10 protein-coding genes, 2 tRNA genes and 2 rRNA genes are annotated in these 15,780 nt (G+C 59.4%); 6 read left to right on the top strand and 8 right to left on the bottom strand.

Features of this window, described 5'->3' with window-relative positions; translation table 11 throughout:
• Positions 1 to 143 precede the first annotated feature (143 nt).
• The 5 genes from PW947_RS19855 to PW947_RS19875 form a co-directional block, all read right to left on the bottom strand.
• Positions 144 to 3,027: ribosomal RNA gene (locus PW947_RS19855) — 23S ribosomal RNA — on the bottom strand.
• Between the two features lie 340 nt (positions 3,028 to 3,367).
• Positions 3,368 to 3,443 (bottom strand) — tRNA-Ala (locus PW947_RS19860).
• 55 nt (positions 3,444 to 3,498) lie between these two features.
• A tRNA-Ile gene (locus tag PW947_RS19865) sits at positions 3,499 to 3,575 on the bottom strand.
• Between the two features lie 66 nt (positions 3,576 to 3,641).
• Positions 3,642 to 5,171: ribosomal RNA gene (locus tag PW947_RS19870) — 16S ribosomal RNA — on the bottom strand.
• Together the 16S and 23S rRNA genes with 2 tRNA genes alongside form the textbook arrangement of a ribosomal RNA operon.
• A 463-nt stretch (positions 5,172 to 5,634) precedes the next feature.
• Positions 5,635 to 6,756 (bottom strand): AI-2E family transporter, encoded by a 1,122-nt coding sequence (locus PW947_RS19875; RefSeq protein ID WP_299634082.1) that lies wholly within the window; start codon positions 6,754 to 6,756, stop codon positions 5,635 to 5,637.
• Positions 6,757 to 7,033: 277 nt separating this feature from the next.
• On the opposite strand from PW947_RS19875, the gene PW947_RS19880 reads away from it, so the two are divergent.
• The 4 genes from PW947_RS19880 (at position 7,034) to PW947_RS19895 (ending at position 11,026) form a co-directional block, all read left to right on the top strand.
• Positions 7,034 to 8,248 (top strand): DUF2863 family protein, encoded by a 1,215-nt coding sequence (locus PW947_RS19880; RefSeq protein WP_299634083.1) that lies wholly within the window; start codon positions 7,034 to 7,036, stop codon positions 8,246 to 8,248.
• A gap of 193 nt (positions 8,249 to 8,441) precedes the next feature.
• Positions 8,442 to 9,467 (top strand): response regulator transcription factor, encoded by a 1,026-nt coding sequence (locus PW947_RS19885; RefSeq protein WP_299634084.1) that lies wholly within the window; start codon positions 8,442 to 8,444, stop codon positions 9,465 to 9,467.
• 58 nt (positions 9,468 to 9,525) lie between these two features.
• Positions 9,526 to 10,200 carry an energy-coupling factor ABC transporter permease gene (locus PW947_RS19890; protein WP_299634085.1) on the top strand — a complete coding sequence of 225 codons (675 nt, stop codon included), beginning with the start codon at positions 9,526 to 9,528 and terminating at the stop codon, positions 10,198 to 10,200.
• 214 nt (positions 10,201 to 10,414) lie between these two features.
• Positions 10,415 to 11,026 (top strand): hypothetical protein, encoded by a 612-nt coding sequence (locus PW947_RS19895; protein WP_299634086.1) that lies wholly within the window; start codon positions 10,415 to 10,417, stop codon positions 11,024 to 11,026.
• 93 nt (positions 11,027 to 11,119) lie between these two features.
• On the opposite strand, the gene PW947_RS19900 is transcribed toward PW947_RS19895, so the two are convergent.
• Entirely contained in the window at positions 11,120 to 12,286 is a 1,167-nt protein-coding gene (locus tag PW947_RS19900; RefSeq protein WP_299634087.1) for a M14-type cytosolic carboxypeptidase, read from the bottom strand.
• A 48-nt stretch (positions 12,287 to 12,334) separates the two neighbouring features.
• Entirely contained in the window at positions 12,335 to 13,117 is a 783-nt protein-coding gene (yaaA, locus tag PW947_RS19905; RefSeq protein WP_299634088.1) for a peroxide stress protein YaaA, read from the bottom strand.
• A 171-nt stretch (positions 13,118 to 13,288) separates the two neighbouring features.
• On the opposite strand from yaaA, the gene PW947_RS19910 reads away from it, so the two are divergent.
• Both PW947_RS19910 and PW947_RS19915 read left to right on the top strand, forming a co-directional pair.
• Positions 13,289 to 13,747, top strand: a complete 459-nt coding sequence (locus PW947_RS19910; protein ID WP_299634579.1) for a putative toxin-antitoxin system toxin component, PIN family — start codon at positions 13,289 to 13,291, stop codon at positions 13,745 to 13,747.
• A gap of 159 nt (positions 13,748 to 13,906) precedes the next feature.
• Positions 13,907 to 15,079 (top strand): pyridoxal phosphate-dependent aminotransferase, encoded by a 1,173-nt coding sequence (locus tag PW947_RS19915; protein WP_299634089.1) that lies wholly within the window; start codon positions 13,907 to 13,909, stop codon positions 15,077 to 15,079.
• Between the two features lie 32 nt (positions 15,080 to 15,111).
• Here the strand turns inward: PW947_RS19915 and PW947_RS19920 are convergent, their stop codons facing one another.
• Complete coding sequence (locus PW947_RS19920; RefSeq protein ID WP_299634090.1) at positions 15,112 to 15,762, bottom strand: glutathione S-transferase; 651 nt, start codon at positions 15,760 to 15,762, stop codon at positions 15,112 to 15,114.
• Positions 15,763 to 15,780: the final 18 nt, after the last annotated feature.

A 15,780-nucleotide genomic window follows, 5' to 3' on the forward strand; every position in this document is an offset into this window, starting at 1 on the left:
TACTTTGGGCTGTGCTTGTAGTGCACAACACTGATCTCAACCTGTGTGTCTGCAAACCCCTGTGGAGTTCACACGCATCCCCTGCGGGGATCGGACCCGCGTAAGCGCTAAAGCGCCAACGCGGGTCGAGACACACCTGTTATAGGATCAAGCCTTACGGGCAATTAGTATCAGTTAGCTTAACGCATTACTGCGCTTCCACACCTGACCTATCAACGTCCTGGTCTTGAACGACCCTTCAAGGGGCTCGAAGCCCCGGGGATATCTCATCTTAAGGCGAGTTTCCCGCTTAGATGCTTTCAGCGGTTATCTCTTCCGAACATAGCTACCCGGCGATGCCACTGGCGTGACAACCGGTACACCAGAGGTTCGTCCACTCCGGTCCTCTCGTACTAGGAGCAGCCCCCTTCAAATATCCAGCGCCCACGGCAGATAGGGATCCAAACTGTCTCACGACGTTTTAAACCCAGCTCACGTACCTCTTTAAATGGCGAACAGCCATACCCTTGGGACCGGCTACAGCCCCAGGATGAGATGAGCCGACATCGAGGTGCCAAACACCGCCGTCGATATGAACTCTTGGGCGGTATCAGCCTGTTATCCCCAGAGTACCTTTTATCCGTTGAGCGATGGCCCTTCCATACAGAACCACCGGATCACTATGACCTGCTTTCGCACCTGCTCGACTTGTCGGTCTCGCAGTTAAGCACGCTTATGCCATTGCACTATCAGCACGATTTCCGACCGTACCTAGCGTACCTTCGTACTCCTCCGTTACACTTTGGGAGGAGACCGCCCCAGTCAAACTGCCTACCATGCACTGTCCCCGATCCGGATTACGGACCAAAGGTTAGAACCTCAAACAAACCAGGGTGGTATTTCAAGGACGGCTCCACGCAGACTGGCGTCCACGCTTCATAGCCTCCCACCTATCCTACACAGATCGGTTCAAAGTCCAATGCAAAGCTACAGTAAAGGTTCATGGGGTCTTTCCGTCTAGCCGCGGGGAGATTGCATCATCACAAACACTTCAACTTCGCTGAGTCTCGGGAGGAGACAGTGTGGCCATCGTTACGCCATTCGTGCAGGTCGGAACTTACCCGACAAGGAATTTCGCTACCTTAGGACCGTTATAGTTACGGCCGCCGTTTTACCGGGACTTCAATCAAGAGCTTGCACCCCATCATTTAATCTTCCGGCACCGGGCAGGCGTCACACCCTATACGTCCACTTTCGTGTTTGCAGAGTGCTGTGTTTTTATTAAACAGTCGCAGCCACCAGTTTATTGCAACCCCTTCACCCTCCTCGCGCAGGCCAGTCAAGCTACAGGGGCGTACCTTATCCCGAAGTTACGGTACCAATTTGCCGAGTTCCTTCTCCCGAGTTCTCTCAAGCGCCTTAGAATACTCATCTCGCCCACCTGTGTCGGTTTGCGGTACGGTCTTGTTAAACTGAAGCTTAGAGGCTTTTCTTGGAACCACTTCCAGTTGCTTCTTCACCTAGGTGAATGGCCTCACACCCTTGAATTCCGCGCCCGGATTTGCCTAAGCGCCTTCTCCAATGCAAGGACCGGGACTTCCAACACCCGGACAACCTTCCGCGATCCGTCCCCCCATCGCATTTAACAATGGTGCAGGAATATTAACCTGCTTCCCATCAGCTACGCATTTCTGCCTCGCCTTAGGGGCCGACTCACCCTACGCCGATGAACGTTGCGTAGGAAACCTTGGGCTTACGGCGAGGGGGCCTTTCACCCCCTTTATCGCTACTCATGTCAGCATTCGCACTTCCGATACCTCCAGCGCACTTTTCAATGCACCTTCGCAGGCTTACGGAACGCTCTCCTACCATGCACATAAATGTGCATCCGCAGCTTCGGTATATTGCTTAGCCCCGTTACATCTTCCGCGCAGGACGACTCGATCAGTGAGCTATTACGCTTTCTTTAAAGGATGGCTGCTTCTAAGCCAACCTCCTGACTGTTTTAGCCTTCCCACTTCGTTTCCCACTTAGCAATATTTGGGGACCTTAGCTGGCGGTCTGGGTTGTTTCCCTCTTGACACCGGACGTTAGCACCCGATGTCTGTCTCCCGTGATTGCACTCTTCGGTATTCGGAGTTTGCTATGGCGAAGTAATCCGCAATGGACCCTTCAACCATGACAGTGCTCTACCCCCGAAGGTGATACACGAGGCACTACCTAAATAGTTTTCGGAGAGAACCAGCTATTTCCAGGTTTGTTTAGCCTTTCACCCCTATCCACAGCTCATCCCCTAACTTTTCAACGTTAGTGGGTTCGGACCTCCAGTACGTGTTACCGCACCTTCATCCTGGCCATGGATAGATCACCCGGTTTCGGGTCTACACCCAGCGACTGAATCGCCCTGTTCGGACTCGCTTTCGCTACGCCTGCCCTAATCGGTTAAGCTTGCCACTGAATGTAAGTCGCTGACCCATTATACAAAAGGTACGCAGTCACCCCACAAGGAGGCTCCTACTGTTTGTATGCATGCGGTTTCAGGATCTATTTCACTCCCCTCCCGGGGTTCTTTTCGCCTTTCCCTCACGGTACTGGTTCACTATCGGTCGATCACGAGTATTTAGCCTTGGAGGATGGTCCCCCCATCTTCAGACAGGATTTCACGTGTCCCGCCCTACTTGTCGTACACCTAGTTCTTCCTCGCTGTTTTCGTCTACAGGGCTATCACCTGCTATGGCCGCACTTTCCAGAGCGTTCAACTAACAATGAAGATAAAGAGTACAGGCTGGTCCCATTTCGCTCGCCACTACTCTGGGAATCTCGGTTGATTTCTTTTCCTGCGGTTACTTAGATGTTTCAGTTCACCGCGTTCGCTTCGCATGACCTATGTATTCAGTCATGGATACTCCATTCGGAGTGGGTTTCCCCATTCGGACATCTACGGATCAAAGCTCGTTTGCCAGCTCCCCGTAGCTTTTCGCAGGCTACCGCGTCCTTCATCGCCTGTGATCGCCAAGGCATCCACCACATGCACTTGTTCGCTTGACCCTATAACGGGTGTGTCTCTGGCCGTCTTCACTGGGAAGACCGCGCGAGCCACATCGTTACAGGTTGAGTATTCGTGTTGCGCCGTATTCCAAGGCAATCTTTCGATCACCTTTTCATACATTGATACAATCACAACCCTGATTCACCTACTCGGCCACCCATCTCTAGATGTCCTTTCGTGAATCTCTTTACTACTTCTTCCTGATTGTTAAAGAACGACAGCCGATAATGCGGTTGCTATAACCGCCTATCTCTACTGACTGGCTCAATCGCCAATGCTTGTTTCACTGAACCGCCAGCACGTTTAAATGCCTGCGCCAGATAAACCAGCATTGAAGATTGGTGGAGGATGACGGGATCGAACCGACGACCCCCTGCTTGCAAAGCAGGTGCTCTCCCAGCTGAGCTAATCCCCCAGTCACATACATCACCCAGGGCAACTTCGCCGATCAGCCACACCAGACAAGACATTGGTGGGTCTGGATGGATTCGAACCATCGACCCCCGCCTTATCAAGACGGTGCTCTAACCGACTGAGCTACAGACCCCTGAGTCTGTCTTTCAAATTCACAGCCGATAAGCGTGAGCGCTCAACTTTGATGCTGAAGCTCTGGAAAGGAGGTGATCCAGCCGCACCTTCCGATACGGCTACCTTGTTACGACTTCACCCCAGTCATGAATCCCACCGTGGTAAGCGCCCTCCTTGCGGTTAGGCTACCTACTTCTGGTGAAACCCACTCCCATGGTGTGACGGGCGGTGTGTACAAGACCCGGGAACGTATTCACCGCGGCATGCTGATCCGCGATTACTAGCGATTCCAGCTTCACGCACTCGAGTTGCAGAGTGCGATCCGGACTACGATCGGTTTTCTGGGATTGGCTCCCCCTCGCGGGTTGGCGACCCTCTGTTCCGACCATTGTATGACGTGTGAAGCCCTACCCATAAGGGCCATGAGGACTTGACGTCATCCCCACCTTCCTCCGGTTTGTCACCGGCAGTCTCCCTAGAGTGCTCTTGCGTAGCAACTAGGGACAAGGGTTGCGCTCGTTGCGGGACTTAACCCAACATCTCACGACACGAGCTGACGACAGCCATGCAGCACCTGTGTTACGGCTCCCTTCGGGCACCCCGACCTCTCAGCCAGGTTCCGTACATGTCAAGGGTAGGTAAGGTTTTTCGCGTTGCATCGAATTAATCCACATCATCCACCGCTTGTGCGGGTCCCCGTCAATTCCTTTGAGTTTTAATCTTGCGACCGTACTCCCCAGGCGGTCAACTTCACGCGTTAGCTACGTTACTAAGGAAATGAATCCCCAACAACTAGTTGACATCGTTTAGGGCGTGGACTACCAGGGTATCTAATCCTGTTTGCTCCCCACGCTTTCGTGCATGAGCGTCAGTATTGGCCCAGGGGGCTGCCTTCGCCATCGGTATTCCTCCACATCTCTACGCATTTCACTGCTACACGTGGAATTCTACCCCCCTCTGCCATACTCTAGCCCGCCAGTCACAAATGCAGTTCCCAGGTTAAGCCCGGGGATTTCACATCTGTCTTAGCGGACCGCCTGCGCACGCTTTACGCCCAGTAATTCCGATTAACGCTTGCACCCTACGTATTACCGCGGCTGCTGGCACGTAGTTAGCCGGTGCTTATTCTTCCGGTACCGTCATCCCACCCAGGTATTAACCGAATGGTTTTCTTTCCGGACAAAAGTGCTTTACAACCCGAAGGCCTTCTTCACACACGCGGCATTGCTGGATCAGGCTTGCGCCCATTGTCCAAAATTCCCCACTGCTGCCTCCCGTAGGAGTCTGGGCCGTGTCTCAGTCCCAGTGTGGCTGGTCGTCCTCTCAGACCAGCTACAGATCGTCGCCTTGGTAGGCCTTTACCCCACCAACTAGCTAATCTGCCATCGGCCGCCCCTTGAGCGAGAGGTCCTAAGATCCCCCCCTTTCCTCCGTAGAGCGTATGCGGTATTAATCCGGCTTTCGCCGGGCTATCCCCCACTCCAGGACACGTTCCGATGTATTACTCACCCGTTCGCCACTCGCCACCAGGATTACTCCCGTGCTGCCGTTCGACTTGCATGTGTAAGGCATGCCGCCAGCGTTCAATCTGAGCCAGGATCAAACTCTTCAGTTCAAACCTGTTACTGTTTTTCGGTTCCGTTAAGAACCGGTCGCTCACTCAACGTACTGACGAATGATCCAGCCATCTTGCGACGGCCAAACCTTCCTTTCATTACTGTGTGAGACTTGATACTTTCGCTTTTACGCCAGATTCCGAAGAACCCGGCCAGCGTCGCCATCAAGCGCCCACACTTATCGACTGTTAATTTTTAAAGATCAATTCGCGTCACTCGCAGTCGCCGCACTTCAAACTACCCGGCACCGCTTCGTTCTGCGTCGCTGCATCTGCAGCAGAGAAACGAGATTATGAAGAACTTTCGCTACAGCGTCAACAGGTTTTTTAACTTCGCTACCCGCTGACACCGCCGGAAACCCTCGCCCCTAAAGGCTCTCCCGCTTCCCGCGCTTCCTACCGAAAGCGCGAAAGACCGGGATTCTAGCGATGCATCCCGGCCGAAGCAAGTGATATCCGCTATTTATTTCCCCGGCAGCTTTTCTGCGCTCGGGGACGTGCCATGCGTGGGCGAAATAACGTCGGAAGTTAATGCACGCGCTTCGGCCGAACCGATCGTCCAGTCGTGCAATACCGTATAGGCAACCGCCAATAACGTCGGGCCGATAAATACGCCCAGAAAACCAAAAGCAAACGCGCCGCCGAGAATGCCGAGCATGACAAGAATCAACGGCATATCGCTGCTCTTGCCGATCAGGATAGGTTTGATCACGTTATCGGACATGCCAACCACCAGCACGCCCCATATCACGAGGAAGATCGCCCAACCCGTCGAGCCGCCGTGATACAGCCAGATTGCCGCCGGCAACCACACCACCACCGGGCCGCCGGGCACGACAGACAGAAAGAACGTCGCGAGTCCGAGTAACGCAGGCGCGGGCACGCCCGCGATCCAGCATCCGAATCCGGCCAGAATCGCCTGCACGAGCGCCGTGCCGAGGATCCCGTAGACGACGCCCTTCACCGTGCTGCCCGCCAGCGCCAGCAAGTAATCGGCGCGTTCGCCCGCGACTCGCCGCATGCCCGCGTTCAACCACGCCGCCGCGCCCTCGCCGCCCGTATAAAAGAAAAACGCGAGGATGATACTCAGCGCCAGCAGTCCCAAACCGTGGGTCACGGCCAGCCCGGCCGCCAGGATCCATTTGCCGGCGGGCGCAGCGAGGGTGCGCAACTGGCCGATCAACTCGGAATTGCTGCTGGTCAGATTGGTCCAGAACGACTCTATATAGGAGCCCACCAGCGGCAAGCCCGAAACCCACGGCGGCAAATCGGGCAAACCCGCGTCGAAAACACGCTCGACCAGCGCCGCGATATCGTGCACATGCGCGCCAAGCGCGAAACCCGCGTAGACAAACGGCCCGAGCACGACCAGCAGAATAATCAGCACGATCAGCGTCGCCGCCCACTTGCGCCGCCCGCCGAGCATTCTGGTCAAGCGCCCATACATGCCCCACGAGCTGTAGCTGAGGATCGCGCCCCACAACAACGCGGTCGTGAACGGCGCCAGCACCAGCAATGACCCGCCCACCAGCACGATCAGCGCGAACACCGCCGCCAGCCGCTCGATCAGTTGATCTGCTTTCACTTGAGGATCTCCGGTTGTATCGCGCGCGGCGACACGCAGCGGCCACGAAAAACACCCCGCGCTTCTCTCAACTTGAACCCGTGCGTCCTGACCCTAATGACACACGAATGGTCCCGACAGATCACCAATACACCAAGGTCGGAAAAAAGGCGCGTCACGGTAGGAAGAGCTCACTCACCGATCATTGCGTCCTATGCCCTGAGTCATGACGAGCAAATGATGTGACGACGCAGAAACGACTAGAATATACGGTTCTGTGCACCCAAATTCCGGATTTATGCGCTCGCGAATCGCCAAACGTCTCCCTCCCGATGCCGACAAACTCGTCGGCCTCTCGCTCGCGCTTTTTGCGTCGGGCAGCCGCACCGAAGACCGCTTCTGGGAAGCGAAACTCGACGCGCTGCTGACCCGGATCGTGCGCAACTCCAATCAGACGACGCTCGACGCGGCACTCGACCATCTTCAGCAAAATCATCCGGATGCTTACGGCGCGCTGGCCGACATGGCCGAAACCCACAGCGAGTCGTTCATCGTCGAGCACGACGGCGTGCCCTACGAGGCACTGCTGGTCGCCGCGCCGGTGCTCGCGTGGACGCGCTACGCGATTCCGTCCGGCCCGCTGAAAGGCGACGCCGCCGACGCGCTGCGCGCGCATCTGCAGGCACACGTGCTCGCAGGCGGCACGCGCGTCGCCATGGCGCCGTTCCTGTACAGCATCGATCAGCTGCCCCGCCATCACGTCGAAACCTGGCGGCTCGCGCAGCAACTGGCGCAAGCGGCGATCGGCGGCGGGACGGCCAAACTGAATTTCGGCGAACTGCCGGAAACCTCGCCGATCCTCGCCGACCCGCGCTTTTTGCTGGCCGTGGTAACGGCCCCGGTCGGCGCGCCGGTGTTCCGCTGGCAGGAAGAAGAGAACGGCACGCGGATCGAACGCGGCCAATGCCTCGAACAATGGGCCACGCAAGGCGGCGCGAATCTGTCGCTGGTGCTGCCGGGCTGCGAATTCGAGTGCCTGTTGCCCGATGCCTATTACTCGGCCTGCCGCGACGCCGACGAACACGTTCGTCCGCACACGGTGCGCACCGCCGTCCGTTATCTGTTCGACACAATCGGCGCGGCTCCGCAAGACCTCCGCGCGGTGGTAGGCGGATTCGGCGAGCGTCGCATCGACGAATATCGCGTCGGCTTCACGCGGCGCGGCAGCAACGACGTGATCTACGGCGTCGTCTGGCCGCTTTACGGCCGTGAAAACGGCGATTCGGGCATCGACGAAGAGCCGCAGGAAGCCGCCGCAACCGACGGCCCGCTCGAAGAAATCGTCGCGCTGCTGAAGGAGACCGGCATCACCGACATCCGCCGTCACGCCGGCCGTTTCGAGCCGGAATATTGCGACGACTGCGGCGTGCCGCTCTACGCCGATCCGCTGGGCGAAATCGTCCATGCCGAAATGCCGGAAGACGCCGAACCCGCGCAACCGCATTTCCACTGACAGCTCTCGCTCCCGGAAAAAGCCCCGCTCATGCGGGGCTTTTTTTCGCGCCCGCCGTCCTATGCCATTCGGTCAGGGCGACCGCCGACGCGTTCTTTGTCATGATCAATCCCGTGACGCATCGCACGGTGACGGAATACCACTTCCTCGCCGCGCATCGCGTCACGCAAATCGAACCATCTGGAGGCACGGCATGCGTTTTTACGTTCTCAATTCTGACGCGGAGCGACGCGAAGGGCTCAAGGCGCTGCTTCGGCAGATCGACCGGCAGACGCGTTTCAGCGAAGCACAAGACTGGCGTCAGATGGAGCGCGCATTGCGCCGCCATCATCCCGACCTGGTCGTGATCGACTGGCAGAACGGCATGTCGGTGGCGGATGTGCGGCGTCTGCTTCAGCATCACCCGACGCTTCGCATTGCCGTGCTGACCGACCTGAGCACGCCGGCTCACGTACGCGCGTTGATGGACGAAGGTGTGCTGGGCGTCGTGCCACGCGACACCGATCCGCGCGTGATGCTCCGCGCCTTCGAGATCGTGGTGCTCGGCGGTCATTACGTGCCCGCGCGCGCGTTCACGCTGGTGACGCCGACCCTTCCCGCGCAGCAAAGCGCGGCAACCGCGCGCCGCGATCGGGCCGCGGGTGCCAACGGCGCCGGTGGCGCTGTTGGCGACGCTGGCACCGGGCGCACAGTCGCCCATCCAGCGCCACGGTGCAAGACCGCCGAACCGGCCACGGTGCCCGCTCAAGTCATCCAGAACCCGCTTCAGATCCCTCGCCATCCGCTCAGCAAAACCCGTTTCGCAGCGTCGTTGTCGCCGCGTCAGCAGCAGATCATGCGCTGCGTGCACATGGGCAGCACCAACAAGATGATCGCGCGCACGCTCGGCATCAGCGAAGGCACGGTCAAGATTCATCTGGGTAGTATCTTCCAGCAACTCGGCGCGTCGAATCGCGCCGCCGCGGTTGCGCTTTACAACGGCTGGTTGTCTGAACAACTCGAAGTGTTGCGAAGCGAGCAACTCGGTTCGGAGCGACCCGTTCTCGGGCAGCCCGGTCCGGTACCGTTGCGTCGCCGCGCACCCGTGCGGTTTCGGTATCCGTTGCCGTCGAACGACGGTGCAGCGCCGTTGCCGATCGCCGCCGAAGCCACCACGCCGTTCGGCGAAATGCCAACCGCGGAATCAACCGAGTTTACGGACGACCCGATAAAGCCTTAAGCTTGGCTGGCATGGAATCCGCTCACACGTTTGCGCATCCAACGAGTAATATAAAGCCATGGGTTTCCTCTACACACCGCTTCCGTTTTGGGTCGCTGTCGGTGGCTGGATCGCCACTGCGATAGTGCTTGCGCTCGCGCTGTGGAAAAGCCCGTTCAAGCGACTGCAAGACGCAACGTTGCAACACGTATGGCTTGCCATCATCGTTGCAATAGCTGTGCTTTGGGCGAGCAATGCATGGCTGGACGACGGCACTGTCATGCATCTGTTAGGCGCGACGCTCGTGGTCACGCTGTTCGACTGGGCGCTCGCGCTGATCGCAATGGCCGTGATCACCGGCATGGCGGCAGTCGTATTCGATGCGCCCTGGCAAGGTGTCGCGCTCACGTTCCTCGTGTTCGGCGTATTCCCCGCCGGTATCTCCACGTTGCTGCAACGCGCCGCCAGTGCATGGTTGCCGCGCAATCTCTTCATGTTTATCTTCGGGCAAGGCTTCGTGTCGCCCGCTATCACCGTCGCGCTGACAGCGGGTGCCGCGCTCGGCACTCACCTGCTGCTGGCCGACCGCTCGCTCACTGTCGTTCCTGCCGGTTACTTGTTCAACGTGTTTCTGCTGGCAAGCGGCGAAGCCTGGTTTACCGGCATGGCCACGGCGCTGATCGCCGTGTATCGACCGGCGTGGGTCACGACTTACGACGTGCGGCGTTACCGGCTTGGCGGTCCGCGCATCTGAAGATTCGTGCATGAGCACGATCACGTAGCAAGCTCAAATGTCATCGAGACCCAGGTGCAGTTATGATTGCACCTGATGCTTCATGCATCGATGTCCGCGTCAGCTTTCGAGTCATTGCACTGCATGGGTATAAATAATTCGTGCAATGATTGAACTCCTCCCGGTCGTCAGGCATCTTACGTGCCTGATGTCTCTATAGCGCTTAAAGAACTTGATGGATCGCACCAACGCACCGCGCCGATTGCTGCGGTTGGTCGGCCGGTTGGCAGCATGTGCTGCGAGCGTATCGCTCGTATGTGCCGCCCCCGCGTTCGCCGACCAACTCGAACAGCACAACGAACTCGTCACCAGATTCGTCAACGACATGCACGCCGATCCGCTCGTCGCGGATTGTGCCGCTCACGGCAACTTTGTCGCCAGCACGTCCACCGCCTTCGACCACGTCGAATTCCCTCCCAGCTCATTCGATAGTGCGCACGCCGCCGTCACGCCGTGGAACGACTCGTTCGACCAGGGCAAGCAGCGCGTGAAGGTCGACAGCATCGTTACCGTCGAAGGTCTTGGCGTACGTCAAGCCAGCGACAACAACGACCCCGCGCAACTGAAGTTCCGCTGCGGCTACGTCGGTAGCCAGATGCTCGCGTTTAGCTGGAACGATCCGGTCCCGCCCGCGCGCGCAAGCTCGTCGTCGGGCACGCACAAGGCCGCGAAGGGCAAGCACTCGGGCGGCAAATCCACGACGAAGAAAGCATCGGGCAAGAGCTCGAAGAGCAGCGCGTCAGGCAAGTCTTCCAGCACGAAAAAATCGACCACCAAGAAGCATTGAGCGCGGTCGAGACATCGTGAAGACATAAAAAAAGCGAGGCACGCGTGCCTCGCTTTTTTATTGGGCGCATCCGTTACAGACGCTCCAGTGCGATCAGTCGAACGACTCGACGTGCCAGAGAATCGCCTGCAACATCGCGGCGCCGAGCGCGGCGCTGCGCTCGCCGTTCCAGCCCACCCGTTCATCGGGCAGATTCGCGTTGTCCTTGAACGGCATTTCGAGCGTCAACGACAAACAGCCGAACGTATGGCCGATGTACTTCGACGCCAGCTTCAACGCGTCCTCGCGATACTTGCTCGCTGCATAGCCGTACTTGTCCTGGAAGTCAGGGCTGGCCCGTTTGAATCCTTCGATAAATGCCTTCTGCTCGACGCCCTGTCGCTCGGTGAAGCTCGGCAGCATTTCCGAGCCGGCCACGAATACATAGGGCAGCGCTTCGTCGCCGTGAATGTCGAAGAACAGATCGACGCCGGTCTGATGAATCGCATCGCGCACGCACAACACTTCCGGGCTGCGCGCCGCATCCGGTTCGAGCCATTCGCGATTCAGGTTCGCGCCGGCCGCGTTGGTGCGCAGATTGCCGCGCATGCTGCCATCCGGATTCATGTTCGGCACGATATGGAACACCACGCTGTCGAACAGCTTGCGCGCGACCGGATCGCCCGCCCAATCGCCCCAGCCGGCGAGCCGCTTGACCAGCCCTTCGACGAACCATTCCGCCATCGTCTCGCCCGGATGCTGGCGCGCGATGATCCACACCACTTTCTTCGGCTTGGCGTCGGCGTCGTCCGGGTTTTGGGGCGTGCCGAGCGTCAGCAGCGACATCGGCCGGCCTTCGACGGTCTGGCCGATTTCCGTCAACGCCGCGTGCGGCATCTGTTGCACGGCGCCGAGAAATTCCGAATGACGCTCCTCGCTGTACGGCTCGAAATACGCGTAGTAAATTCGGTCGAAATCCGGCGTGTGATCGATCGTCATCACGCGGCCGTCGTACGACGTCGGCACGCGGAACCAGTTGACGCGGTCATAGCTGGCCGCCGCCTGGTAATCGCGCCAGCCGTCGGCGAACGCGCATTCGGACGCGTTTTCGAAGTTCATCACACAGCGTTCGCCGCGCGCGCCCGACACGCGGAAATAGAACCACTGCGCGAAATCGGCGTGGCTGTCGGGACGAATGCGCAGGCGGATATTGCCGGGCGCTTCGCAGTCCAGCACCTCGATCGCACCGGCTTCGAAGTGACTCGTGATAGATAGCGTCATGATGTTTCCCGCTGGTTGTCGTCGTGTCGCGGCAAGACCGACCGGCGGTCAGTCCGCGATCCGGCGACGGAATATGTAGGTGGAATCGTTCGACGCATCGGCATCGAACCCATAGCCTTCGGCGTCGAACGCCTTCAGTTGTTCCGGCTCGTTCACACGGTTCTCGACTGCAAACCGCGCCATCAACCCGCGCGCGCGCTTCGCGTGAAAACTGATGATCTTGTAGCGACCGCCCTTCCAGTCCTGGAACACCGGCGTGATGACCGGCGCGTCGAGCAGTTTCGGCTTGACCGACTTGAAATACTCTTCCGACGCGCAGTTCACCAGCACGCGCGTGGCCTTCGTATTCTTTTTCAACTGCGTATTGAGCGCCTGCGTGATCCGCTCGCCCCAGAAGGCGTACAGATCCTTGCCGCGCGCATTTGCAAAGCGCGTGCCCATTTCGAGGCGATACGGTTGCAGCAGATCCAGCGGACGCAGCAGGCCATACAGGCCGGACAACACCCGCACGTGGTTTTGCGCGTAGTCGAGATCGGCCGCGGACAGCGTTTTGGCGCTGAACCCTTCGTAGACGTCGCCGTTGAACGCGAGCACGGCCTGCTTCGCGTTGTCGGTGTCGAAGCGGGTCGACCAGTCGTGATAACGCTGGAAGTTCAGTTGCGCGAGCGGATCGGAAATGCTCATCAACGTGCCGATCTGCTGCGGCGACAAACGGCGCAAGCCGCCGATCAGCTCGGCGGCATCATCGACGAAATCGGGGATCGTGTGTTTCTTGATGTGCGGTGGGGTGTCGTAGTCGAGCGATTTCGCCGGCGACAGAACGATTATCATAGAGGCTAGCAGGCACGCCGTGCCTGGCGGTCAAAGACGAAAGCCAGATTGTAACGAATGCCCGTATCCCCTGCCTCCCCAGACCAATTTACCGATGCTTCGGCAGTTGCCTCGCCGGTCGCGTCAACCGTCGATTCACCGGCGGATTCCCCGGCAGCCACGCCCGACACGCTGCGCGTGGTGCTCGACTCGAACGTGTGGATCGATATTCTCGTGTTCGACGACCCGCACACGCGGCCGATCCGCCACGCGCTCGAAACCGGCGCGCTGGCCGCGCTGATCGACGCGCGCTGTCTCGCCGAACTCACCTACGTGCTCGACTATCCGCAGTTCGCGCGCCGCGAGATCGATAAAACCGCCGCACTCGAAATCGTCGCGCGTCTGACCCAACGGGTCGTGCCGCCGCCGCTCGCGGACGATGCGCGGCCGCTGCCCAAATGCAAAGACCGCGACGACCAGAAATTCCTCGAACTCGCGCATGCCGCGGGCGCGCACTGGCTCGTATCGAAAGATCGCGCGGTGCTGAAAATGGCGAAGCGGATTGCCCGCGACTTCGGTTTTCAGATCGCGCAACCCGCGCCGTTCGTGACCGCATGCGCGCTGGCGTCGGGCCAAACCGCGCCCGCGTGATGCACGAAGCCGCGCGCGATTCCCTACAATTGGACATTTGCCGCAACGTCGGCGCGGCGCCAATCTTTAAGACCGGCGCCGCGTCGACGGTATGACACCGCTTTTTTTCACCGGCTCACGCCCGATCGAGCCTGACGCTTACACGCTTTGGACCGCGCCATGAACGCCTTGCACGACACGCCTACCGCCCCGACGTTTCCGTCCCGCCTGCCGACCGTCGGCACCACGATCTTCTCGGTCATGAGCGCGCTCGCCGCGGAAAAAGGCGCGGTGAATCTCGGCCAGGGTTTCCCCGATTTCGAATGCGATCCGCGTATCGTCGATGCGGTCAGCACCGCGATGCGCGACGGCCACAACCAGTACCCGCCGATGCCAGGCGTACCGGCGCTGCGCGAAGCCATCTCCGACAAGATCGCGAACCTCTACGGCCGGCGCTACGACGCCGCGTCCGAGATCACCGTGACGGCCGGCGCGACGCAGGCATTGCTGACCGCCATTCTGTGCAGCGTGCATCCGGGCGACGAAGTGATCGTGGTCGAGCCGACTTACGACAGCTATCTGCCGTCGATCGAACTGGCAGGCGGCACGCCCGTATTCGTCACGCTCGACGCGCCCGACTACGCGATTCCGTTCGACAAGCTCGCCGCCGCGATCACGCCGAAAACGCGTCTGCTGCTGATCAACACGCCGCACAATCCGACCGGCACCGTGTGGCGCACGGAAGACATGCGCAAGCTCGAAGACATCGTGCGCGGCACCAACGTCCTGATCCTGTCGGACGAGGTGTACGAACACATGGTGTACGACGGCGCGCCGCACGAAAGCGTCGCGCGCTATCCGGACCTGGCGCAGCGCAGCTTCGTCGTGTCGAGCTTCGGCAAGACTTATCACGTGACCGGCTGGAAGGTCGGCTATGTGGCCGCGCCCGCCGCACTGACGGCGGAATTCCGCAAGGTGCATCAGTTCAACGTGTTCACCGTGAACACGCCGATGCAGGTCGGCCTTGCCGACTACATGCGCGATCCGGCGCCCTACCTCGAACTACCCGCGTTCTATCAGAAGAAGCGCGATTTCTTCCGCGCCGGTCTCGCCGACACACGCTTCAAGTTGCTGCCGTGTACCGGCACGTACTTCCAGTGCGTCGACTATTCGGCGATCAGCGATCTGCCGGAAGCCGAATTCGCGCAGTGGCTGACGAGCGAGATCGGCGTGGCGGCGATTCCGGTGTCCGCGTTCTATCACCTGCCGCATGAATCGGGCGTCGTGCGCTTCTGCTTTGCAAAGCGCGAGGCGACGCTCGCGTCCGCGCTCGAGCGCCTCGCGCGTCTCTAGGCGCCGTTCGATCGATGCGCGACGCGCGCCGTTCACTGCGGCTTCGACGTCGCCGCGATATATGCCTTCTTGTCCGCCATCACGCGCTGCGCCGCCGGCCGCGCGTTGATGGTCTTCGCATAGCTTTTCCAGTCGATTCCCGCTTCGAGCAGAAAGTCGCGCCCGTAGACGGCGTTCGTGGCCAGGCCGACCAGCGGCAAGCTGACGAAGGCAGCGGCATCGGCGACGCTGAAGCGGTCGCCGCGCAGATACGGGTCGAATTTGACGAGGCGTTTGAATCCGGCGATATGATGCGTAAGCAGCTTCTCGACGCGCGTCTTCGTGCCGTCGCTGACCGTGCCGCCGAAGAACGCCTGGCCGTACAGCATGCGCGCGGTGAGTTCGAGATGCACGTCGATAAAGAAGATCAGCTCGCGCTCTTTCGCGGCGTCCCACGCGTCGGGGGCGAAAATGGCTTTGTCGGGAAAGCGCGCGGCGAGGTATTCGACGATCGGTTGCGACTCGCACAGATCGCCGTCCGCGGTTTGCAGATACGGCACCTTGCCGAGCGGCGAATGCGCGAGCATCGCTTCGTCCTGACCCGGAATCACCAGCACTTCCTCGAACGCGATGTCGTGTTCGAGCAGCACCAGCTTCACCTTGTTGTAGTAGTTGGACAGCGAAAAACCGCAAAGCTTGAGCATTCAGCGTCTCCGTTATCG

Origin of the sequence: Paraburkholderia sp. (assembly GCF_028283785.1) — a bacterium.
Classification (GTDB): Bacteria; Pseudomonadota; Gammaproteobacteria; order Burkholderiales; family Burkholderiaceae; genus Paraburkholderia.

Coding starts and splice junctions, on each gene's coding strand:
- PW947_RS19880 (WP_299634083.1), top strand. CDS start 7,034: ATGCGCTCGCGAATCGCCAAACGTCTCCCTCCCGATGCCGACAAACTC.
- PW947_RS19885 (WP_299634084.1), top strand. CDS start 8,442: ATGCGTTTTTACGTTCTCAATTCTGACGCGGAGCGACGCGAAGGGCTC.
- PW947_RS19890 (WP_299634085.1), top strand. CDS start 9,526: ATGGGTTTCCTCTACACACCGCTTCCGTTTTGGGTCGCTGTCGGTGGC.
- PW947_RS19895 (WP_299634086.1), top strand. CDS start 10,415: ATGGATCGCACCAACGCACCGCGCCGATTGCTGCGGTTGGTCGGCCGG.
- PW947_RS19900 (WP_299634087.1), bottom strand. CDS start 12,286: ATGACGCTATCTATCACGAGTCACTTCGAAGCCGGTGCGATCGAGGTG.
- yaaA (WP_299634088.1), bottom strand. CDS start 13,117: ATGATAATCGTTCTGTCGCCGGCGAAATCGCTCGACTACGACACCCCA.
- PW947_RS19915 (WP_299634089.1), top strand. CDS start 13,907: ATGAACGCCTTGCACGACACGCCTACCGCCCCGACGTTTCCGTCCCGC.
- PW947_RS19920 (WP_299634090.1), bottom strand. CDS start 15,762: ATGCTCAAGCTTTGCGGTTTTTCGCTGTCCAACTACTACAACAAGGTG.